The sequence below is a fragment of the Aeromonas enteropelogenes genome (genome assembly GCF_020097295.1).
In the GTDB taxonomy this organism is placed as follows: Bacteria; Pseudomonadota; Gammaproteobacteria; order Enterobacterales; family Aeromonadaceae; genus Aeromonas; species Aeromonas enteropelogenes.
The window spans coordinates 3,493,947-3,516,692 of sequence record NZ_CP083625.1 but is presented as its reverse complement, the minus strand read 5'-3'; the positions used below and the strand labels follow the sequence as shown (position 1 = coordinate 3,516,692).

Annotated in this window: 21 protein-coding genes; 12 read left to right on the top strand and 9 right to left on the bottom strand. The window is 56.1% G+C overall.

Translation table 11 applies throughout. The features are described from left to right. Positions 1 to 316 precede the first annotated feature (316 nt). Complete coding sequence (locus LA321_RS16305; RefSeq protein WP_042069383.1) at positions 317 to 1,597, top strand: tyrosine-type recombinase/integrase; 1,281 nt, start codon at positions 317 to 319, stop codon at positions 1,595 to 1,597. Between the two features lie 881 nt (positions 1,598 to 2,478). Here LA321_RS16305 and LA321_RS16300 read toward each other — a convergent pair. After that, positions 2,479 to 2,688, bottom strand: coding sequence for a hypothetical protein (locus LA321_RS16300; RefSeq protein WP_156140834.1), 210 nt, complete (start codon positions 2,686 to 2,688; stop codon positions 2,479 to 2,481). Positions 2,689 to 3,315: 627 nt separating this feature from the next. Between LA321_RS16300 and LA321_RS16295 the strand changes: the two genes are divergently transcribed. From LA321_RS16295 to fabA, 3 genes are all read left to right on the top strand, one after another. Further along, positions 3,316 to 4,332, top strand: a complete 1,017-nt coding sequence (locus tag LA321_RS16295; protein WP_042069381.1) for an acyltransferase — start codon at positions 3,316 to 3,318, stop codon at positions 4,330 to 4,332. Between the two features lie 168 nt (positions 4,333 to 4,500). Next, positions 4,501 to 6,477 carry a Lon protease family protein gene (locus tag LA321_RS16290; protein ID WP_042069380.1) on the top strand — a complete coding sequence of 659 codons (1,977 nt, stop codon included), beginning with the start codon at positions 4,501 to 4,503 and terminating at the stop codon, positions 6,475 to 6,477. A 77-nt stretch (positions 6,478 to 6,554) separates the two neighbouring features. Next, on the top strand, positions 6,555 to 7,115 hold the full coding sequence (gene fabA, locus LA321_RS16285) for a 3-hydroxyacyl-[acyl-carrier-protein] dehydratase FabA (RefSeq protein WP_042069379.1): 561 nt from the start codon (positions 6,555 to 6,557) through the stop codon (positions 7,113 to 7,115). 81 nt (positions 7,116 to 7,196) lie between these two features. Here the strand turns inward: fabA and rmf are convergent, their stop codons facing one another. The 6 genes from rmf to LA321_RS16255 all read right to left on the bottom strand — a co-directional run bounded on the left by rmf (position 7,197) and on the right by LA321_RS16255 (position 12,441). Next, positions 7,197 to 7,376, bottom strand: a complete 180-nt coding sequence (rmf, locus tag LA321_RS16280) for a ribosome modulation factor (RefSeq protein ID WP_185378225.1) — start codon at positions 7,374 to 7,376, stop codon at positions 7,197 to 7,199. A gap of 158 nt (positions 7,377 to 7,534) precedes the next feature. Beyond that, the gene (gene uup / locus LA321_RS16275; RefSeq protein ID WP_042069378.1) at positions 7,535 to 9,442 is read right to left on the bottom strand and encodes an ATP-binding cassette ATPase Uup; all 1,908 of its coding nucleotides are present in this window, start codon (positions 9,440 to 9,442) and stop codon (positions 7,535 to 7,537) included. A 72-nt stretch (positions 9,443 to 9,514) separates the two neighbouring features. Next, positions 9,515 to 9,745: a glutaredoxin family protein gene (locus tag LA321_RS16270; protein ID WP_042069375.1), complete on the bottom strand. Its 231-nt coding sequence runs from the start codon at positions 9,743 to 9,745 to the stop codon at positions 9,515 to 9,517. Further along, positions 9,745 to 11,913 (bottom strand): bifunctional 23S rRNA (guanine(2069)-N(7))-methyltransferase RlmK/23S rRNA (guanine(2445)-N(2))-methyltransferase RlmL, encoded by a 2,169-nt coding sequence (rlmKL, locus tag LA321_RS16265; protein WP_042069374.1) that lies wholly within the window; start codon positions 11,911 to 11,913, stop codon positions 9,745 to 9,747. The genes LA321_RS16270 and rlmKL overlap by 1 nt, the downstream gene beginning before the upstream one ends. Positions 11,914 to 12,050: 137 nt before the next feature. Next, positions 12,051 to 12,176, bottom strand: a complete 126-nt coding sequence (gene ykgO, locus LA321_RS16260; RefSeq protein ID WP_082043340.1) for a type B 50S ribosomal protein L36 — start codon at positions 12,174 to 12,176, stop codon at positions 12,051 to 12,053. Position 12,177: 1 nt separating this feature from the next. Next, on the bottom strand, positions 12,178 to 12,441 hold the full coding sequence (locus tag LA321_RS16255) for a type B 50S ribosomal protein L31 (RefSeq protein ID WP_042069372.1): 264 nt from the start codon (positions 12,439 to 12,441) through the stop codon (positions 12,178 to 12,180). A 223-nt stretch (positions 12,442 to 12,664) separates the two neighbouring features. On the opposite strand from LA321_RS16255, the gene LA321_RS16250 reads away from it, so the two are divergent. From LA321_RS16250 to LA321_RS16215, 8 genes are read left to right on the top strand one after another with little or no spacing between them, the layout of a single operon-like run. After that, on the top strand, positions 12,665 to 13,033 hold the full coding sequence (locus LA321_RS16250; RefSeq protein ID WP_042026474.1) for a response regulator: 369 nt from the start codon (positions 12,665 to 12,667) through the stop codon (positions 13,031 to 13,033). Positions 13,034 to 13,046: 13 nt separating this feature from the next. Then, the gene (locus tag LA321_RS16245) at positions 13,047 to 13,367 is read left to right on the top strand and encodes an STAS domain-containing protein (RefSeq protein WP_042069371.1); all 321 of its coding nucleotides are present in this window, start codon (positions 13,047 to 13,049) and stop codon (positions 13,365 to 13,367) included. After that, positions 13,351 to 15,522: a chemotaxis protein CheA gene (locus LA321_RS16240; protein ID WP_224212220.1), complete on the top strand. Its 2,172-nt coding sequence runs from the start codon at positions 13,351 to 13,353 to the stop codon at positions 15,520 to 15,522. The genes LA321_RS16245 and LA321_RS16240 overlap by 17 nt, the downstream gene beginning before the upstream one ends. A gap of 25 nt (positions 15,523 to 15,547) precedes the next feature. Next, positions 15,548 to 17,224 (top strand): methyl-accepting chemotaxis protein, encoded by a 1,677-nt coding sequence (locus LA321_RS16235; RefSeq protein WP_042069369.1) that lies wholly within the window; start codon positions 15,548 to 15,550, stop codon positions 17,222 to 17,224. 10 nt (positions 17,225 to 17,234) lie between these two features. Then, positions 17,235 to 17,768 carry a chemotaxis protein CheW gene (locus LA321_RS16230; RefSeq protein ID WP_082043339.1) on the top strand — a complete coding sequence of 178 codons (534 nt, stop codon included), beginning with the start codon at positions 17,235 to 17,237 and terminating at the stop codon, positions 17,766 to 17,768. After that, entirely contained in the window at positions 17,768 to 18,628 is an 861-nt protein-coding gene (locus LA321_RS16225; protein ID WP_042069366.1) for a CheR family methyltransferase, read from the top strand. The genes LA321_RS16230 and LA321_RS16225 overlap by 1 nt, the downstream gene beginning before the upstream one ends. After that, positions 18,625 to 19,704, top strand: coding sequence for a protein-glutamate methylesterase/protein-glutamine glutaminase (locus LA321_RS16220; protein WP_167335315.1), 1,080 nt, complete (start codon positions 18,625 to 18,627; stop codon positions 19,702 to 19,704). Before LA321_RS16225 ends, LA321_RS16220 begins: the two co-directional genes overlap by 4 nt. Before the next feature lie 14 nt (positions 19,705 to 19,718). Beyond that, the gene (locus LA321_RS16215; protein ID WP_026456956.1) at positions 19,719 to 20,933 is read left to right on the top strand and encodes an EAL domain-containing response regulator; all 1,215 of its coding nucleotides are present in this window, start codon (positions 19,719 to 19,721) and stop codon (positions 20,931 to 20,933) included. Between the two features lie 128 nt (positions 20,934 to 21,061). On the opposite strand, the gene LA321_RS16210 is transcribed toward LA321_RS16215, so the two are convergent. Further along, positions 21,062 to 21,598 (bottom strand): cell division protein ZapC, encoded by a 537-nt coding sequence (locus LA321_RS16210; protein WP_042069362.1) that lies wholly within the window; start codon positions 21,596 to 21,598, stop codon positions 21,062 to 21,064. 88 nt (positions 21,599 to 21,686) lie between these two features. Further along, a complete protein-coding gene (pyrD, locus tag LA321_RS16205) occupies positions 21,687 to 22,697 on the bottom strand; it encodes a quinone-dependent dihydroorotate dehydrogenase (RefSeq protein WP_042026201.1) in 1,011 nt (336 codons plus the stop codon). Between the last annotated feature and the right edge of the window lie 49 nt (positions 22,698 to 22,746).

Here is a 22,746-nt window from a genome sequence, read left to right as displayed (position 1 = left end):
GCCGCGCTTGGGGTAAATATCTACCGCATTCACTCAATCAGCATTTATAGTCATTTCAGTCGATATTTACCCCGATAATTTTTTAACAACACTGCATATACATTGCATAAACCAGAGCCGTATTCAGAGTGCGGTCGCCAGCACCGTATCGGCTTGATGCCGGGTCTAACAGCATCGACTTATCGATAGTCGCAGCCCCGCAGGTCAGGGAGCCTGATTAGCTGGCAACCGAGCTGGCTTTGTATCCAAACCCTGAACTTGCCTTTGAATCAACGCTCTCTTGCCAAGCCATAGCACCACCATTACAAGCTACACCATGACTCATCCAACTTGTTCTTTGCCACCCGCCATACCGCTCTTTGACGGTCTGGCCTACCTGGAAGCCGGTAATACCCAGGTCAATCTCTACCTTGCCAACCTCAGTCTGAACGATGTCCCCGACGCCGGGCTGTTCTACGAACTGGCGGTCGACTGGCTGCTGGAGCAGCGCCATAACGAAAACAACTACAAGACCTACCGCAGCGAGCTGACCACTTTTTTCCACTGGTGCTTGTGCGAGGCCGCCATCAGCCCCAAAGATCTGACTCGCCGCATCATGATGCGCTATCTGGACTACTGCCAGTCCCCACCACAGGAGCTGATTGCCTATCGCAATGTGGCGCAGTTCGTGCTCGACAAAGAGTGGGGGGAGCGCCTGCCCAATCCCCATTGGCGCCCTTTTCTCGGCAAAAAGGATCTCGGGCGGGCCCTGCCATATCGGCTGAGCGAGCAGGCGATGAAGACCAAGCTCGCCATCTTGTCGGCCTTTTTCCAGTACCTTATCCAGGAAGAGTACATGGACAAAAACCCGGTACTGTTGTTGCAGCGGGCGAAACGCCCGGTGGAGAGGGAACCGGATGATCAGGTGCAATCCTTCAGCGAGCTGCAATGGTCCTATGTGATGCAGGCCGCCGAGTGGCTGGCCAATGACAATCCCGAGCAGCACGAACGCAGCCGGTTTCTTACCATACTGATGTACGCCTGTTATCTGCGGATCTCGGAAGTGGCCGCCAGACCCGGCTTTACCCCCGTGATGGGGCAATTTCGCCGGGATCGCAAAACCGGCGTCTGGGGCTATTACATTCCCCAGAGCAAGGGTGGCAAACGGCGAACCGTGGCTGTGTCGCAGGCGCTGCTGGAGGCTCTTGGCCGCTACCGCCGTTTTCTGGGCTTGACGCCGTTGCCGGCGCCGGACGAACAGACTCCACTCTTTATCCGGCACAAGGCGGCAGGGCATGGCCGCGAACAGGGGCAACTCAACGCCAATCTCGGGATCCGTCAATTGCGGGATCTCATCATGATGGTGATCGCCAAGGGAGCCGATCTTGCCGAGCAGGATGGCTTTGCTCAGGATGCGGCCGAGATGCGTCAACTGTCACCCCATGCCATCCGCCACACCGGCATCACTCACGATATCAATCTCAACGGCCGACCGCTTTCCCATGTCCAGGCCGATGCCGGCCACGACAGCATAGATACCACCTCGAAATATCTGCATACCAGCAATAGCGAGCGACATGAGAGTGCCCAGAAAAAGCCATTGGACCGACTGGGCTAAACAGTGAGAGATAACAAAACAGGAAACAATATATTCACCACACTCAACTCTCAGCTTCTTTTATGACGTTAGGTTGATTTACAGGGGCAGGGGAGGGATCCCTTGCATGGTGCCTTGGCCAGGGATGGCCATGTGATTTGTTTCCCGCAGACGTCAACATCTTCCCTTCTTATCGCCCACTTCCCGTCTTGCCAAATATGGCTTCACGATGCCGGATCAGGGGGAGGGGACTCCATTGTCAGTGGCATAACGTCTCCCATCAGGAACAGGCCATTCCCGGATTATCCAGCTGAGCGCGCAATCATGGTGGGTGAGGGGAACTGGGTGGATCTGCTGGTCATGGAAGCTTCTGTTTCCAAATAGCCAGGAAGCTAATTGAAGTTGGGTTGGAAGAGGCGTCTCGGGTTGTCAAACAAGATGGCCGGCTAACATTTCGCTATCGCCTGATTAAAGGGCATGCTCATATCGAAGAAACAGATAAATTCGGCCAATTGAAATTCTCAAATAATGCCGATAACCCCATTTATCGGCATTGGCATTGGCATTGGCATTATGGAGCAAGGTGATGGGGTTATACACACCCACAAATACCTCAACGAAAGCAACAAGAGCCTCCTGGATAAAAATGATGGGCAACTGGGATGATCTGTTCGATCAACGCGTCATTCAGATCCCATATTGGTTCCGTCATTGCTAAACGCGTGCTCTGCGGTGTCACACAATGCGTATGGTTACAGGCGATCTGCAGGGAACCAGACCGGTAGTGTGTTGTGCAAAAGAATCTCCGCAGGCCTAGCTAACTTGTTAATGGCGGACGGCACTGCAGAAATCGATCATATATCTCATGGCTGACAGAGCTATCCAGCTTGGTAAGCCATATTTCATTTCGCCAGATCCGTTTTCATTGCCTTGAGGAGACCATCGAACGCGTCATTTCTTTCTGACCGAGGCCCGTCATTGGTATCAATAATTCTCTGCGTATATCGCGAAACCTCTTCGGAACCAAACAGATTGCAACGCGTCTGCCACAAAGCGAACTCCTTCGATGCAGCATCCGATGGATGAATGCCTGAAATCAATGTGTAATCCATGAGAAATCCCACTTGCATGTTGCATGATTTTCAATGTTACCACGGGTCTCCAACTCAACGCTTCCCACCCAACGACACTGCGCATAATGTATATTATGTTAAATAACATATAGAGATAAACTCTAGGCATCCCCATGGAATTAACTCCCTACAGCTTGTTTGCTTAGCTGGTCTCTTTCGTATCGAGTGACACACCTAGCCTGATTACTGCGTAAACCCATGACGCGCCGCATGGCTGGATGCATTTCATTGACGCTTGCCTAGGTGTACCGTTTTCGAACTGACGAGAAAATGAGTGCTACGGTAACTGCAAGCTTTTGCTGTTGCCGTGTATTTTCTACCGCAAACGGGATGATTATGGGTAACCGGTGCAAGTCCATTCCTGCTGGCTTTTCTGCAACAGTGGCTTGTCACCCGTCATCCCAGAACCCGACTTTATGTTCCCCTGCACGCTGTGATGGCCAATTCAGGCGTGCACCATTTCGACGATCTCTACTCCGTCGAGCCCTCCATTTTCTCTTCTTGCTCTTATCACACGCCAAGTCAGTCCAATCATGCGGCCAATGGGCACAGGATGATGACATTTGGCCTTCACCCATATCACATCCCCCATAAACAGGAACAGAAATGCAGCAGCGTGTCTTTTTCTTCAGTTTATTGCGAGTGATGGCCGCTGTTGCGGTGATCGCCATCCATGTAGTCGCCACCTATTGCGACTCGCTCGGCACGATACCGTTTAATCAATGGGTGACCGCAGTTGCCATCAACGGCGCGAGCCGTTGGGCCGTGCCCATATTTATTCTGATTAGCGGCGCGCTGATGCTAAGCGATCGGCGCCCATTTGATCTTCGCTACTATGTGCGGCGTCGACTGGGGAAAGTAGTTATCCCGTTTGTCGTATGGTCGCTGTTCTATGCATGGTTATCGGGATGGAGCACCAGTGGCTTTGAGGGCGGCACGGCCTGGCAAACCCTGCTCGCCAGCCCGCAAGAGGCAACTTATTACCATCTCGGATTTTTCTATTATTTCATCCCGCTTTATCTGGTGATCCCGTTTCTGCAATGGGGCGTCAAGCGCTGGGGTGATCCCCTCCTCTACTGGTTGGTTGTGCCGTGGCTCATCACAACGACCCTGTTCCTGCTTGGTGTTGATGGGCTATGGAGCAACGATTTGTGGCTGTTTTCCGGGTATTTGCCACTGGGTTATCTGTTGTACCACAAGTGGCCGAGCAACCGATGGAGCCTGCTGCTTTTGACACTGTCCGGATTGGGGGCTCTCTATCTCACTGTCAGTGAAGTGGTCGCATTAAGTCTTGCCCAGGGCGAGTACAGCGTGGGGCTATGGTTTTCCTACAAGACCCTCAATGTCGTGGTGATCGCCAGCATGATATTTGTCCTGGCACGAACCTGGGCCACCAGATTGCCCTTGTCTTGGCAGCAAGGCGTGAATGTCATCAGTCAACACAGTCTGGGTATCTATCTACTACACCCTATCTTCCTGTGGCCGCTAAAAAACTACACCATGCTGCAAGAAGGCAACCCTGTATGGGCGATCCCGCTATGGGTCACCCTAAGCGGTGCGGCCTCCTTGTTGACAAGCTGGATGGTATCACGTCATCGCAGCACCCGCTGGCTGTTGCCATAGCCTTCGAGCACGGTGCCAAGATCTGAATTTTACGCCTAAAAATCAATTGCATACCCTAATGCAGCAGGAAACAAGGAGCCTATAAACAGGCTCCTTGTTTCCTGTCACCACTAGTTGAACTGTGTATAATGGCAACAATTGATCCTATTTTTCGACCGGATGTCTTAAGTGGCTGAATTAACATCAGAACAACTAAAACCCGCTTTTGCAATTGAACAGTTTTCCATGCTCAGTGAGCTTGAACCCATCCCCTTTGCGGCCTTGCAGCCCAGAGCCATTTCGGCGGTCAAACGGTTGGCCAGCTTCGATGGCGATTGTCCGGTCATGCTGCTCAACGGTTTTCCCGGTGCCGACTATGAGGGGGTCTGCCAGACGCTGATCGCCGATTCCAACGGCAAGGATGGCGACCTGTTCGACCTCTGCTATACCGAAAACCTCAACAACCCGTTCAAGCCCATCTGGCTTCGGCTGCAACCGGGAACCGGCATCGAATTCTGTGAGATGGTGGGTGAACTGCTCAAGTTGATGAGCCACCATCTGGACGCCGAGCGTCTGGTGACCCGCATCATGCGCAAGCAGAACAACGATCCCAAGATTGACGACTTCCTGACCGATCTCGCCGCCCACGTCGCCCTGGGGCTGGAGTTCCAGCATCCCGTGCTGATCAATTTGCTGATCCATCACGAAGATCAGCAGGCGCCGATCATTTACGGGCGGGATCTCAACTGGGATACCCTGTTCGGCTCCATCAACTACCAGACCGAACAGGGCTCCGTCTATGCCAACCAGCATCTGCTGGAACCGGGTCTGCTGCGCCAGGCCAACGGTGGTTATCTCATCCTGCAGCTGGACGAGTTGCTCGATCAGCCGCACCTCTGGTTCAAGCTGAAAAATGCCATGCAAAAAGGCGAGCTGGACTGGATTGCCTATCAGGAAGGCAAAACCCTGACCCCCTTCTTCACCCCGGAAGCGACCCCACTCAAGCTCAAGCTGATCCTGGTGGGGGATCGCCTTGATGTAGCGGAATTCCAGATGCTGGATCGGGACATGTCGGAGCGCATCTTCCTGCGCGCCGATCTGGTTTCCGAGGTCAATATCGAGGAACAACTGCCCGAATTCCTGCAATATCTGGCCTGGCTACGCCAGCGCTGGAACTTGCTGGATTTCACCCCGGAAGCCCTCGCCGCCATTTGCCGTCATGCCAGCCGCCTGTGCGATCATCAGGAGTGGCTCTCCCTGTCCGAGATACAGCTCTCCGCCATCATGCGCATGTCGGACAGTCTGGCTCGGGAGCTGGAGTCGGAAGTAGTCACCGACGCCCATATTCGCGGCGCGCTGGAGGAACAGGATTACCGCCTCAACTACCTGGTTGAGCAATCAGATCAAGGGGTTATCGATGGCCAGATCCTGTTGCAGACCGATGGCGAAGAGATAGGCCAGATCAACGGCCTTTCCGTCATTCAGGTCTCGGGCCACCCGTATGACTTCGGTGAACCGGTACGCCTCACCGCCACCGTGCATCTGGGGGATGGCGATGTGGCGGACATCGAACGCAAGGCCGAACTGGCCGGCCATATCCATGCCAAGGCGATGATGATCATCCACGGTTATCTCTCCAACAAATTTGGTGCCGAGAACCCCTCGCCGCTCTCGGCCAATCTGGTGTTCGAGCAGTCCTATCACGAGATTGACGGCGACAGCGCCTCTCTCACCGGTCTGTGCGCCCTGCTCTCTGCCCTCGCCCGCCAGCCCATCTACCAGCACTTCGCGGTGACCGGCGCCGTCGATCAGTTTGGCAATGTGCAGGCGGTTGGGGGCGTCAACGAGAAGATCGAAGGTTTCTTCCGGGTGTGCCAGATCCACGGTCTCACCGGCAAACAGGGGATCATTCTGCCGGGCACCAATACCCAGCAGCTGAACCTCTCCGATGAGGTGATCGCCGCGGTGGAAGCAGGCCAGTTCCATATCCATCCGGTGGATCATGTGGAGGAGGCCATCGAGCTGCTGACAGGCTGTGTGGCCGGCGAGCCGGATATGCCGGATACCCTGTTTGGCCGCATTCAGGAGCGGTTGGATGAATTGAATGGCACCAGCGTCAAGCCCACCGGGCTGCGCGCCCTGCTGGCACGGCTGCTGGACAGGTAACGAAGTGATCGGAGTTGTTTAGCGCACAACTGTACGCTAAATTGGCCCCGCTTTGACCCACTTGAAGGATATACAGCGTGACCCCAGACAATACCACCATGGAAGCCCGCCTTTCCCTGTGCGAACAGGGCAAAGAGTCTTTTAGTCGTGAAGAGCTGCTCGCTTGCAGCCGTGGCGAATTATTTGGTGAGGGTAACAGTCAGCTGCCCGCCCCCAACATGTTGATGATGGATCGCATCGTCAAGATCAACGACCACGGCGGTGAGCATGGCAAGGGCGAGATCCTGGCAGAGCTCGACATTACGCCGGATCTCTGGTTCTTCGACTGCCACTTCCCGGGGGATCCCGTGATGCCTGGCTGCCTGGGCCTAGATGCCATGTGGCAGTTGGTCGGCTTCTTCCTCGGCTGGAAAGGCGGCCCGGGCAAGGGCCGTGCGCTGGGTGTGGGTGAAGTGAAGTTCACCGGCCAGATCCTGCCGACCGCCAAGAAAGTGACCTACAAGATCACCTTCAAGCGCGTGATCAACCGCAAGCTGGTGATGGGCATCGCCGATGGCGTGGTCGAGGTGGATGGTCGTCCGATCTACAGCGCGACCGACCTGAAAGTGGGCCTTTTCAAGGACACCACCGCATTCTGAGCTGCAAAAACAGATGATGAACAGCAACGCAAAGGGGCCTCGATGGCCCCTTTCCTTTTGTCATGAGTGATGAAGTACCGGTTACTTCATGAAGAGGCCTGAGCCCCGCCCTTCCATGGCTTCACGCCAACCTCCAAGCCAGTGTCCGCGGGCATCCAGGCATTGATACGGACACGCTTCTTTCTGTTTGCCGACAACGCCAGCCTGATAACCACGAGCACGAGCTCTCTCCAGACGGTCCCGTTTCTGTCTCTTCATCATCTACGACCCTCTTCGTGGAACAAAAAAAGCGACCAATTTTCCATCGGTCGCTTTCATCTTTACTCCAGCGCACAGGGGCGGTCAAACAAAAACTGCCAGACTAACCGGCCTGTGTGACACAAGACACTGAACTGGATTAAGTTTTAATTACAGGGAACTTACTCCTGATTTTTGAGTCCTTCCAGCTCTTCCCAACGGGCAAACGCCTCTTCCAGCGCCGCCTCGGCCGCATTCAGGGCATCCAGTTTCGGCTGGGTTTGATCGCTAGGCAAGGAGAAGAATCCGGGCTGGTTGATCTCCCCTTGCAGGGCCTCCAGCTCCGCTTCCAGCTGCTCGAGACGGGCAGGCAAGCCATCCAGCTCCAGTTGCAATTTGTAGGAGAGCTTCTTGCTCTTCTTCGGCGTTTCACTCACCACCACGGGCTCGGGGGCCTTGCTCGGAACGCTTTTGGCCTGTTGTGCCGCCTGTTGCTGGGCCCGGGTGGCCATCATGTCGGCATAGCCTCCGACATAGTCGCTGATGCGGCCATCCCCTTCAAACAGCCAGCAGCCGGTAACCGTGTTGTCGATAAAGCGACGGTCGTGACTCACCAGCAGCAGGGTGCCGGGGTAGTCCGCCAGCAGCTCTTCGAGTAACTCCAAGGTCTCGACGTCGAGATCGTTGGTCGGTTCATCGAGGATCAGCAGGTTGCTGGGCTTGAGAAACAGCTTGGCCAGTAGCAGCCGGTTTTTCTCGCCCCCCGACAGCGCCTTGACCGGCGTGCGGGCCCGTTTGGGCTCAAACAGGAAGTCCTGCAGGTAACCGAGGATGTGGCGGGAGCGGCCGCGCACCATCACCTCCTGCTTACCCTCCCCCACGTTGTCCACCACCGTCTTCTCGGGATCGAGCTGCTCGCGGTACTGGTCAAAATAGGCCACTTCCAGGTTGGTACCTTGGCGTACCGAACCGCGCGTGGCGTCGATCTGGCCGAGCAGCAGCTTGATCAGTGTGGACTTGCCGCAGCCATTGGGGCCGACCAGGGCAATCTTGTCGCCACGCAGCACCTGCAGAGCCAGCCCCTGGAACAGGGTGCGATCCCCAAAATCGAGACCCAGCCCTTCGGCTTCGAACACCAGCTTGCCGGATCGCCCCGCCTCGTCCAGTTGCAGTTTGGCCTTGCCCTGCAGCTCGCGGCGCTGAGTCCGTTCCATGCGCATCGCCTTGAGGGCGCGCACGCGGCCTTCGTTGCGGGTACGGCGCGCCTTGATCCCCTGGCGCACCCACACCTCTTCCTGGGCCAGCTTGCGGTCGAACTCGGCGTTTTTCAGCTCTTCGACTCGCAGCCACTCTTCCTTTCCCTGCAGGTACTCGTCGTAGTTGCCGGGCCAGGAGGTGATCACGCCGCGATCGAGATCGATGATCCGGGTCGCCAGCTTGTGGATGAACTCACGGTCGTGGGAGATAAAGACGATGGCGCCACGGAAATCTTTCAGAAACTCTTCCAGCCAGTTGATGGCCTCGATGTCCAGGTGGTTGGTCGGCTCGTCCAGCAGCAGCAGATCAGGATCGCACGCCAGCGCCCGAGCCAGGGCCACCTTGCGCAGCCAGCCACCGGAGAGGCTGTCGAGAGTCACGTCCGGATTGAGCCCAAGCAGGGTGAGCACCTGATTGATACGGGTCTCGTACTGCCAGCCATTCTGGTAGTCGAGCTGCTCCTGCAGCTGGCTCATCTTGCGGATGTTGGTATCGGAGGGATCGCTCGCCAGCGCCATGGAAACATGGTGATACTGCTTGAGCAGCTCCCCCACCCCGGCCAGCCCTTCGGCGGCATAGTCGAAAACAGTCAGTTCGCTGGAGGCGGGCGGATCCTGCTCGAGACGGGTCACTTTCAAGTCTTGCTGCAACACCAGACGGCCATCATCGAGCGGCAGTTCGCCGGCAATGACCTTCATCAGGGTGGATTTGCCCGCCCCGTTGCGGCCCACCAGACAGAGGCGCTCGCCCCGCTCTATGGTCAGTTCGGCCTTGTCGAGCAATGGAAAATCACTGAACGACAGACAGCCACCGTGCAATGTCAAAAGAGCCATGTTCGTTCCTTATTTCATATGAAAAAACGGGCGGCAGACTGGGCCTGCCCCCGCTTTATCGTCACATCAAACTCACCCCTGACGCGCGAGCCAGCCCTGCAACTCCACCAGGGTGAAGGGCCAACCCAGCTCGCGGCCAGTCTCATCGCGCAGGACCGGAATGCGCACCCGATAGGCATCGAGCCAGGTTGCATCATCCATGATGTCGCACTGGCGGGTCTGGGCGGCGATATCCGCCTGCTCCACCAGCGCCCAGGCCTGTTCGCACAGGTGGCAACCGTCGGTGTGAAACAGGGTCAGCATCAGCCTTGCGCCTCGGCATGGGTGATGATCCAGCAGTTATGGATATGCTGGTTGCGCTCGAAATCCTTCGGCCGGGTCTTTCCGGTGATGTTCTGGGCCTTGAGGCCGATGGCCTCGAGGCCAGCCAGGTCCATCTTGAAGTGGCGCTTGTTGTTGGAGAAGACCAGGGTGCCATCGGCGGCCAGCAGGCGCTTGAGGTGCTGCATCAGCAGCAGGTGGTCACGCTGCACATCGAAGCTCTCGTCCATCCGCTTGGAGTTGGAGAAGGTGGGCGGATCGATGAAGATGAGATCGAACTGTTCGTCCGCCTCGGAGAGCCACTTCAGGCAGTCCGCCTGTACGAACTTGTGCTCGCGGCCTACCAGCGAGTTGAGGCGCATGTTGTCCTGTGCCCAGTTCAGGTAGGTGCGCGACATGTCCACCGTGGTGGTCTCGCTGGCTCCGCCCAAGCCCGCGTGCACGGTGGCACTGCCGGTGTAGGCAAACAGGTTCAGGAAGCGCTTGCCCTTGGCCATCTGACCCAGCATGCGGCGGGTCTGACGGTGATCCAGGAACAGGCCGGTATCCAGATAGTCGTAGAGGTTGACCCAGAGGCGTGCCCCGTACTCTTGTACCTCCATCCGGTGCTGCTCTTCGGAGAGCTTCTGATACTGCTGCTTGCCCTCCTGACGCTCGCGCACCTTCAGGATCACCTTCTCGCCGTCCATGCCGGTCACCTTGATGGCGGCCTGTACCATGTCGAGCAGACGCTGACGGGTCTTCTGGGCGGGGATGTCCTTGGGCGCCGCGTACTCCTGCACCACCAGATAGTCCTGATAACGGTCGATGGCGGCGTTGTACTCCGGCAGGTCCGCGTCATACAGACGGTAACAGTCGAGGTTCTCTTTCTTCGCCCACTTCTCAAGGGCCTTCAGATTCTTGCGCAGACGGTTGGCAAAGTCCTGCGCCACCTCTTTTTGGGAGGCCACGGAGTCCAGTGCGATCTGGTAGTTGCGCAGCTGACACTCGAGCGCCCCGTTGAACAGACGATACTGCTTGTCGGCGCGCAGGCGCAGACAGCTCAAGAGCTCGGGGGATGCAGAAAGGATCGAGACTTTCCACCCCTGGAAGCTGCGACGCAGGGCATCGCCAAGGGCCTGATGCACTTCCAGCAACGCCGGGAACTCGCCAAGACGCTCACCATAGGGTGGGTTGGAAATGAGCATGCCGACCTGACGGGCCTCCCCTTCCGCGGCCATGGGCAGCGGATTTTCAAGGGCAGTGACATCGGCCTGCTTGAAGGTAATGAGGTGGGCCACACCGGCGGCTTTGGCGTTGTCACGAGCTTTGAGCAGCACGCGGGAGTCGGCATCGCAACCGAACAGCTTGGTCTCGCAGCGCTGCATGCCACGTTTGGCGCGCACTTGCGCCTCCATCATCAGACTCTGCCACAGTTCGCGGTCATGCTGCAGCCAGCGATCGAAACCGAAGCGCTCCCGGCGCAGGGCCGGTGCCATGTCGGCGGCGATAAAGGCCGCTTCAATGAGCAGGGTACCTGAGCCGCACATGGGGTCCATCATGGGCTCGCCGGCCCAGCCGCTACGGGCAATCATGGCGGCGGCCAGATTCTCTTTGAGCGGCGCCTCACCAGTACCCTGGCGATAGAAGCGCTGGTGCAGCGCCGGGCCAGACAAGTCCAGCGTGATATTGGCCTTGCCCTTGCCCAGATGCGCCATGATGCGAATGTCGGGGGATTTCTTGTCCACGTCCGGGCGCACATGCCCGCGCTTGGTAAAGCGATCCACGATGGCGTCCTTGATCTTCAGCGCGCCGTACTGGGTGTTGCGAATGGAGGCGTTGGTACCGGTGAAATCCACCGCGATGGTGGCGGTGCCGGAGAAGTGCTCTTCCCACGGAATGGTGTGGGCACCCAGATAGAGATCCAGATCGTCATTCATCTGGAATTCGGAGAGCACCAGCACGATGCGGGAGGCAAAACGGCTCCAAAGGCAGGCCTTGTAGCCAATGGCCAGTTCGCCTTTGAAGTGGACGCCAGCCACGGTCTCGCGGACCTGCTCTGCGCCCAGATTGGTCAGCTCGTCGGCCAACAGGTTTTCCAGCCCCTTGGGGCAGGTTGCAAAAAATTCTTTCATCACGCTCACGGGAAACCCATAAAAATAGTGCCGCATTATACCTCATAGAGCGGCCTGGAGCATGTAAAAGTCGGGAAAAACAGCGGGATGGCAGACGGGAAAATGGCCATTTGAAAACCGAGAAGACCCCTGTCCACTCGAAATGGGATCAGGGGCCCAAGGTTAAGAGGGTATCACTTCATGCGAGCCTTGAAGCGAGGATTGCTTTTGCAAATGACGAACAACTTGCCCCGACGACGGACCAGCTGACAATCGGAATGGCGCGCTCGCGCAGATTTCAATGAACAAACGACCTGCATGTCAGGACTCCTTCTTGCCGGCGAAAGCGCCAAAGCGCTTATTGAATCTGGCCACACTGCCCTCTGCCGAGACCTGTTTCTGCTTGCCTGTGTAGAAAGAGTGGGACTGGCTGGAGACATCGAGCGCAACATAGGGGTACTCCTTGCCATCTTTCCAGATGTAGCGACGGTCGCTCGTGATGGTCGAACCTACCAGGAAGAAGGCATCAGCCGCTGTGTCGTGAAACAGTACCTGACGATATTGGGGATGGATGTGAGGTTTCATTACCGCTCCTTTTGTTATGTTATAACAAATCATAAATGAGACTTGATCTCATTTCAACAGGAACACGAAACACATCATCCATTTACCAGACATGGTGACAACAAACCGAATACAACTAAAAACACTGGTGCTATCACATTAAAAAATCACCGGCTCAGGGTTATTGAACAACAATTATTAAGTCGCAAATCAATACCTTCATCATGAAAGAGCAGATATGCCTATGACCAAAACCGTCCTCGTGGTGGATGACTCAGCAAGCATCAGGGCAACCATCACCATGACACTGGAAAACGCCGGATTTTCTGTGCTTGAGGCCGATGATGGTCACGAGGCGATGACTCGCCTTGAGCAGCAGCGTGTGCACCTCATCATTTCCGATCTCAACATGCCCGGCATGGATGGCATGACTCTGCTCCGACAGGTCAAGGCACAAGAGGCAACTCGCTACCTCCCCTTCATCATGCTGACAACGGAAAACTCGCCGCAAATACGCCAAGAAGGATTCGAGGCTGGCGCCAGGATCTGGTTGACCAAGCCATTTGAACCACTGGCGTTGCTCGATCACATCTACAAGGTGGTGCAACCATGAAAGGGAAGAAGGCATGAGCTTCGAACTTGATATCCTGCACACCCCTCCGCTGGCCACCCTGACTGGTGAACTCACCATCATGACGTTGGAGGATCTGCAAGACGACTTGTTCAGCATGCTCAATTTTACCTCTTCCATACTGGATTTGAGTCAACTGGAGGAACTGGATGGATGCGGTGCCCAGCTCATCGGATTGCTGCAACAGGAGGCCCACCAGCAAGGCAAACAACTGCAGATAAGACTGGCAGAAGAAAGTCTGGCGCTATTGGTCTTGAAACAGCTGGGCTTTCTGCCCTTGCTGAACATTGCGGAGACCGATGATGGACATCAATAAGGCGCGAGCCCTGTTTTTTGAAGAGGCCTACGAGCAGTGCGATAACCTTGAACATGCCCTGCTCGATCGACAAACCTATCCGGATAATGCGGATACCTACAACCTGATGTTTCGCGCCGCCCATACCATAAAGGGATCGGCGGGCATGCTGGGGATGACCATGCTGGTTCGCTTCACCCATGCCATGGAGAACATGTTGACGCGTTTGCGCAGCGGCGAGCTCAGGCTGGATGAATATCTCATCAACCTGCTACTTGCTTGTAATGACCAGCTGCGCGACCTGCTACAAGGGGCCGAACACAATCCCGAGCTGCCACAGAACGAAACCCAGCAGATCCTGGCACTGCTTTCCCAATTGCAGGGGCATCAGAACCTGCCAACCGAACCGCCTACCCTGCCCGCCCCGATTACTGCGGCAGAGCAAGACTTGCGCAGATGGCATCTCTCCTTGCGCTTCTACCCGGCTCTCTATCAGGATGGGTTCGATCTGCTGGCATTTATCCGCTATCTCGGCAATCTCGGACAAATCGACTTCATTGAGCCAGTCTGGCAGGAGTGGCCCCCCTTGCAGCTGCTCGATCCGACCGAGTGCTTCCTGGGTTACGAGATTGGCCTGCGCAGTGCCGAGTCCCCCGAACGCATACGCAGCACCTTCGATTTCGTAGCCCATGCCAGCATCATTGCCCTGTTAACGCCCCATCAGGATCTGGCGGCATTTGCCAAAGAGGGGGAACGGCTGGCCAAGTGGCGCAATGAGCCACTCGAAAACCAGCTGGCGCGCTGGGAAGCAGCCGATGCCCTGACCCATGAAGAGGTGATTGCCATCTCGGATGGCCTGCCTCTCCAGACACCGCCAATGGCGGTGCAGCCCGGTCCTGATACCTCCCTTGCCCCCACGGCAAGCGACAACCAGCCGCTTGCCGAAGCGCCTGCCGCCACCAAACCGCAACCTCTGCGCGGTGAAGGGCATTACATCCGCATTGAAGCCGCCAAGCTGGATCGTTTGATCAACCGGGTAGGAGAACTGGTGATCGCCACCTCCAGCACGACGCTGGAGGCCAAACAATCAGGTTTGCCCGAGCTGATCGAGTCGGTAGCCACCGTCAACACCCTGGTCGAGGGGATCAGGGATGATGCCCTTGCCCTGCGCATGGTCCCCATCAATGAAATATTCAACCGCTTCCCGCGCCTGGTGCATGAGCTCTCCCAGCAAACCGGCAAGGAACTCGCCCTGCGCATCAACAATGCGGAGACCAATATCGATAAATCCATGGTGGAGAAGCTGACCGATCCACTAATGCATCTGGTGCGCAATGCCGCCGACCATGGCATCGAAGCAGAAGAAAACCGTCTCAGTGCCGGCAAAGCGCCCCGGGGGGTGATCACCCTGAACGCGTTTCACGATGCCGGCGCCGTTGTCGTGGAGGTCAGTGACGATGGTCGCGGCATCGATCGCAACAAGATACTGGCCAAGGCGCAGACTCTGGGCATGCTTCAGGAAGGCAGCGCATTGAGCGAACAGGAGATATTCCAGTTTCTGTTTCAACCCGGTTTTTCGACGGCATCCGGCATCAGCGATATCTCGGGTCGTGGTGTCGGCCTGGACGTGGTCAAACGCAATCTGGAGTCCCTGCGTGGAGAGATCACTATCGAAAGCCAGCCAGGGGCAGGCACCACGTTTCGCCTGAGGCTGCCATTGACGCTGGCCATCATCGACGGTTTTCGTATCGAAGTGGCTCACTCGTCACTGGTGATCCCGCTGGACATGATGGTCGAGTGCATCGAATTGCCATCGGATGCCCTCGCAACCCCGGCACGCCAGCTCAATATCCGCGGACAGTGGGTTCCCTTTATCGTGCTGCGCGAGCTGTTTGGCCTCGTACCGGCAAGCGAGCCCGAATTTGTAGTGATGGTCGACTATGCGGACAACCGCGCCGGTATCGTGGTGGATCGGCTGATCGGGGAAGTACAGGCCGTGATCAAACCGCTGGGCGAGCTGTTCAAGTCTCTGCGTTATGTCAGCGGCTCCACCATTTTGGGTAATGGCCAACCGGCTCTCATTCTGGATGTCCCGCAACTGGTCGGATTGGCCAGACGCAGAGAATACCAGGCCATTCATCAACACAATGACGCCTTGTTAAACATCAGGCATTGAGTATCTACGTTAGGGAGTCAATACCATGGACTGGTTTCACAACTTGCAGGTCAGAACAAAACTGGTGCTGTCCTTTTCCACCCTGATGTTGTTGTTGGTGGGATTGAGCGCCATCAGTTACAACACCACCAACACCATGATGCACCTGATCGACGGCATGTATGCAGACCGGTTGTTGCCCATCAAGGATCTCGCCAACGCCAGAAGATATGCGATTTACCACAACCGCGCGCTCTATCGTTACTTTGGAGAGATTGATACCGAATCAAAAGAAGAGGTATTGGCCAACTTAAACAAATTCGAACAGACAATGCAGGATTCCATGGTTCAGTATCGCAAAAGTGAACTCGACCCGCAGGAAGTCGAACAGCTCTCCCACTTCAATGCAACATGGACGACGTACAAAAAGTATGCGGCCGATGTTCTTCGACTGGCCCAACTTTCCAATACGGATGGACAGGCAGAGCGGGATGCATTGCGATTGATGAGCGATAAAGGTCGTCCCGCATTCGATGACGTTGATGCAATGCTGACCAAACTGGTGGAGATCAATTCAGAGCTTGCCTCCCGTTCACTCGAAGAGAGCCGCAGTGGCTATCATGACAATCTCAAGCTACTCATCGCGATTTCAGGGACGGCACTCCTGGTTTGTCTGGCCTTGGCACTGCTGGTCACTCGCAGTATCTTGCGCCAGCTCGGCGGTGACCCTTCTTACACGGTGCAAATTGTTGCCAGGGTGGCTGAGGGCGATCTCTCAACCCCGGTCAAATTAAGCCCCGATGATACCAGCAGCCTGCTCTACGCCATCAAGAGCATGGCCCATCGCCTCTCCGATACCCTCAGCGAAGTGGGTGCCATGTCACAGGCCATAGGATCAGCCTCAGAACAGGTCTCCGCCACGGCAAACTCCCTTTCCCAGACCTCATCGGAACTTGCTTCCAGCGTGGAGCAAACCAGTGCCTCCGTCGAAGAGATGACAGCAACGGTGAGCCAGAATGCCGACAACGCCAAGGTGACAGAAAACATCTCCACCAAGGCGGCCAGCAGCGCTACCGAAAGCGGCCGGGCGGTAGGCGAAATGGTGCATGCCATGAAAGAGATTGCCTCGCGTATTACGGTGATCAACGACATCGCCAACAAGACCGACTTGCTGGCCATCAATGCCGCCATTGAAGCAGCCCGGGCCGGTGAGCACGGCAAGGGATTTGCTACCGTCGCGGCTGAAGTGCGCAAGCTGGCCGAGCGCTCGCAAAACGCGGCCAAGGAGATCGGGGAATTGGCCAGCCGTTCGGTCGGTGTGGCCGAGCAGGCGGGGATCCTGCTGCGCGAAATGTTGCCCGGTATCGAGCAGACCGCCACCCTGGTGCAGGAGATCGCCTCCGCCTCTCGCGAGCAGCGGGCCAACGTCTCCCAGATCAATATCGCCGTCACCCAGATAAGCGATGGCATGCAGGCGTCGGCAGCCTCCGCCGAAGAACTGAGTTCCACTTCGGAGGAGCTCAGTGCAACGGCCCAGCAACTGCAAGAATTGATGCAACAATTTATCTTGCGAAGCGGTTATCGTCAGCCAAGCTATCCCTTGCACGGCACTTACCATGCACCTGGCCGGATGAGCCGCAAAGTGAACCCGCTGGATCTGACGCACTTTCATGAAACGATGCAGGAGCGCGAACCCGAAGATGGCAAGTTCACCAACTACTAGGAGTCCGTCTATGTGCGCAACGCTTGCCCAGGACGCCGAAGCATCTCATTTTCATTGTGTGACCTTCATGCTCGGGGGGGAACTGTACGGCGTCGATATCGGCTGCATTCGCGAGATCATCGAGTTCGAGGGGGTGACTCCGGTGCCCATGATGCCGCGTTTTGTCAGGGGGATCATCAATCTACGGGGTGCAGTGGTGCCGGTCATTGATCTCTCTATCCGGTTTGGGCGGGGCCAGACCGAGCGGCAGTCCACCAGCTGCGTGGCCATCTTGTCGCTGCCCACCAGCAGTGGCGGTACCCAGGAAATCGGTATGCTGCTCGACGCGGTATGCGAAGTACTCGAGATAGCCACAGAGGCCATCGAACCGGCCCCGACCTTTGGCACCCAGATCAGGGGAGACTTCATTCGTGGCGTGGTTACCATCGACCAACGCTTTGCCATCTTGCTCGATATGCCCAAGGCGCTCTCCATCAGCGAGCTGAGCGCCATGGCGGAAGCCGCCACCAACCAGCTGTTCAATGCGGGAGCGGGAGAGTGCTGATGGTCCCTCCCCCCGGCACTCCGGGCTCAGGTCCTAATCCTACCTTGAGCCAGCAGGAGTTCGAGCTGTTTCGCCGCTTTATTCTGGCGTCCGCCGGTATTGATCTTGCGCCGAGCAAACGGGCACTGGTGCAATCCAGACTGGCCAAACGCTTGCGAACGCTCCACCTGGGCAGCTACCGCGCCTACTGGGAGCGGATCAATCAACCGCAGGCCCGTCAGGAGCGGCAGATCGCCATCAATCTGCTCTCCACCAACGAGACCTATTTTTTTCGTGAAATGCCGCACTTCGGCTGGCTGAAGCACTACGCAGAGCAACGCCTGGCAGAAGATCCCGCCCCGCTGCGCGTCTGGTCTGCCGCCTGCTCTACCGGGGAGGAGGCCTACTCCGCCGCCATGGTGCTGGCAGAACAGCTGGGGATCAATGAGCGCTGGGACATCCACGCCACCGATATCAACACCCGGGTCATTCCCTTTGCCCAGCGCGCCATATATACCGTCGAACGGGCCAGGCATGTCCCTCCCCATCTGTGGCTGCGCTATTTTCAGCGTGGCCACGACGAGTACGAAGGCAAGATCCGGGTCAAGCCGGAGCTGGCCAGGAAAGTCTCGTTTTCGAACCTCAACCTGCTCGGATGTCGCGATTTCATCGAGCGGGACTTTGACGTGATTTTTTTGCGAAATGTGCTCATCTATTTCAATGAAGCGACCAAGGTTCATGTTTTGTCACAGTTGTGTGAACTGCTCAAACCGGGTGGTTATCTGCTCATCGGGCATTCGGAGACTATCCGTCAACCGGATCTTCCGCTGGTGCAGGAAGCCACCTCTCGCTATCGCTGCCAATTCACCCGGGACGAATGATGACAATCAAAGTGATGATCGTGGATGACTCTGCGCTGGTACGCGAAGTGTTGACCCAGATGCTGGGCAAGGCGCCCGATATCGAGGTCATGGGGGCCGCATTCGATCCCATCTTTGCCATGCGACAGATGAACAAGGTCTGGCCTGACGTCATCATTCTGGATCTCGAAATGCCCAGGATGGATGGCCTGACGTTTCTCAAGAAGATCATGGCCGAGCGGCCGACCCCGGTCATCATCTGCTCGTCGCTGACTGCTGAGGGGGCCAGCATCACTCTGGAGGCCCTCTCTGCCGGAGCCATTGCCATTGTGACCAAGCCCGGAGTAGGAATTAAAGATTTCCTGCAACAGGGGGCCAATGATCTGATCCAGGAGATCCGCTGTGCGGCCCATGCAAAGTTGCGCAATCTCAATCCACCCGGCAACAAGAGTGGCGGCACCATCGCGGTTCCTCCGAAAAATACCGCCGATGCCGTGCTCTCTGCCCCTGCGGAACACCCCAGGTTTCGCACCACAGACAAGATCATTGCCATCGGCACCTCGACGGGAGGCACCCAGGCGCTGGAGTATCTGCTGACCCGCTTGCCTGCTTCCTGCCCCGGAATTGCTATCGTGCAGCATATGCCGGCACGGTTCACGGCGTCCTTTGCCGAGCGGCTAAACCATCATTCGCAGTTGGAGGTCAGAGAAGCCGTGACCGGTGATCGCCTGCTGCCCGGCGTGGCCCTGATAGCACCGGGGGGCAAGCATCTGTTAATCCAGCGCAGTGGCAACCAGTATCTGGCGGAGGTGAAAGAAGGTCCTCCCGTCTCCCGTCACTGCCCCTCTGTGGATGTCCTGTTTCGCTCGGTCGCCGTGAGCGCGGGCCAGAATGCTACTGGCGTCATCATGACCGGCATGGGCGATGACGGTGCAAGGGGTATGAGAGAGCTGCGCGATGCGGGCGCACGAACCATCGCCCAGGATGAAGCAAGTTGCGTGGTATTTGGTATGCCTAAAGAGGCGATAGCTCATGGTGGGGTGGATCAGGTGATGTCACTCATGCAGATAGCCCAAACCCTCACATTGTCAGATTAACTAGGGGATCAACTATGCCATTAGTGCAATGGAAGGGCCGCTGTGCCCTGGTGGTCGATGACTCTCGCACCCAGCAGTATGAGGTGACCTGCTTGCTTCAGGAGCTGGGCTTTGGCCAGATCCATGTCGCCAGCGACGGTCAGGATGCCCTGAACAAGCTGCGACAGATAGACCATGTGGACCTGCTGCTGACCGACCTCAACATGCCAGGCATGGATGGGGTCGAGCTCATCGGCCATTTGGAAAAAGACACCAACTACCAGATGTTTATCGCCGTGATGAGTGCGGTCGAACGGGATGTACTGGACGTCATTCACTCCATCGCCGATGCCGGCACCCTTGAGGTGATCGGCGTGCTGGCCAAACCACTCAAGAAAAACGACCTGCGCAATATGTTGCGACATTGCGACCCCCAGGTACGACGGGAAAGCAACAAATGGATGCAGCTATCGTTCACCGCAGAGGATGTGCGACAAGCGCTGAACAGTGGTCAACTTGTGCCGTTTTTACAACCCAAGGTCACCATGGTGGACTCGCGGCTGTTTGGTTTCGAGGCACTGGTGCGCTGGCGTCATCCCGAGCATGGCTTACTCCCTCCGATCTGCTTCGTGCATCATCTGGAAGAAGGCCCCCTGGCGCTGGACTTCTTCTATCGCTTTTTACATGACACCTGTGCGGCGCTGCGCAATATGACAGTCCTGCCTGATGATCTCAGTTGCTCGGTGAACCTGCCCGTTTCCCTGTTGCTTACCGACAAGCTGGTCGACAACATGGTCGCGATTGCTCAGGAACATCAACTCTCCTGTCAAACCCTCATCATTGAGGTTACTGAAACCACCTTCATGTCGAATATTGCCATGTCGCTCGGCACCCTGGCACGCTTACGGTTGCGCGGTTTTGGCATTGCCATGGACGATTACGGCACCGGTTATTCATCCATGAAGCAACTCTCTCGCTGCCCCTTCACCGAAATCAAAATAGATAAGGAGTTTGTTCACGATGCCCACACCAGTCCCAAGAAGCTGGCAATATTGACGTCCGCCATCGTGATGAGTCAGAAATTGGGGTTAAAAACCGTCGCAGAAGGGGTAGAAAATCAGGAAGATTGGCAGCAACTGGCCTTGCTTGGGTGCGAATTGGCGCAAGGCTATTACATCAGTCGCCCATTACCCATCGATCAGGTTGAAAACTGGTATCTCGAATGGCAGGAAAAATCCAGCAAGTCATAACGCGACACGGCATGAAGAGCATCGCAGCATATCTGCAATAGAGATATGAAAGATCACAGTTGAACACGACTAACAGTGCTATTAAATAGCCACCTGAGGCTATTTAATGGCACCGCACAATAATACCTTCAACTAACCTGACGGTATTGCTCCGTCATGACGACACGGGGAACCATACGGTTATTCATGACCTTGATCACCCCGAAACGGGGTAATTGCTTGCTGGTGGTCAATATCAAATCATCGGTCAAATTCAGACAGACGCTGGCCTGTTCCCCTGCTTCAATGACCATGAACTCACCACGCCCGTGAGGGGTACACATCCAGACCAAATCACCATTTATTGGCCAGATGGTTGAATGTTGCTCGTTGAAAAACCAGCTTTGCGGCATCAGGGGTTTATAAAATCGACTGACGGCGATGGCATTGAGTACCAGTTGTACCTGATGGGGAATACTCCACTGCAGTTCGGCAGCTTTATCCATCAGCTGATAATAAAGTGCAGCATCATCGACACAAAAAGGCTGGGTCGTGAATGCATTGGGGACCAATTGTCGCCCTTTATATTCGGTGGCAAATAACATGTTATCAGACAGCTCCAACATCAGACGGTCATTCTGAGCATCGTAGTGCCATTGCCAGCTATCGGTCGGTTGGATAAACATGTGGGAGCCCTTCTTGATATTGCATCTGATGACTCTATTCCATGTAGATAAAATCGGCAACGTCAAATAAAGGGCTCCAGGTTATTTCTTATATATTTTCGACGATTTCTTTAACCAGCCCGGGGCCTTTATAAATAAAACCGCTATAAATTTGCACCAGGCTGGCACCGGCCGCCAGCTTTTCACGGGCGGCCATGGCACTGTCCACCCCCCCCACCCCAATGATGGGCAGGGCGCCATCGAGAGCCTTTGCCAAGTGGCGGATCACCTCGGTGCTCTTGTGCTGCAATGGGCGACCGCTGAGACCACCTGCTTCACCAGCATGGGGCATGTCATAGATCATTCCCCGCTCCAGGGTGGTATTGGTCGCGATAACGCCATCGATACCATTGCGAACCAGAGAGGCGGCAACCTGATCTATTTCATCAAGGCTCAAATCTGGGGCAATTTTTACAGCCAGCGGCACATACTTCTTATATTTGGCCGCCAGCTCCTGCTGACGAACCTTGAGAGCGGCCAGCAATTCATCGAGCGCCTCGCCATATTGCAATTGGCGCAACCCCGGGGTATTGGGCGAGGAGATATTGACGGCAATATAACCGGCATGGTCATAAACCTTGTCCATACAGAACAGGTAATCATCCTTGCCCTGCTCAATGGGGGTGTCCTTGTTCTTGCCGATATTAATGCCGATCACCCCCTGATATTTCGCCTCTTTGACTCTGGCGACCAGATGGTCAACACCCTTGTTGTTGAAACCCATGCGGTTGATGATCCCCTCTGCCGGAATAACCCGGAACAGGCGGGGTTTGTCGTTGCCGCTCTGGGGTTTGGGGGTAACAGTGCCTACCTCGATAAAGCCAAATCCCATGGCTCCCAACGCATCAATGCACTCCCCATCTTTATCAAGACCTGCTGCCAATCCCACCGGATTGGCAAAAGAAAGCCCCATGACGGTGACGGGGCGTTTCGGCAAATTCTGACGGAAGAAACAATCGAGTGGCGTACCGAGAAGGCGGGGCAAATATTTCATAGAAAGATCGTGAGCCTGTTCCGGATTGAGCTTGAACAGGAAATGCCTGGCGATGGGGTACAACATCTTTGCTCCTTAAAAAAAGCCCCGGCAACTGGCCGGGGCTTTGGGTGTT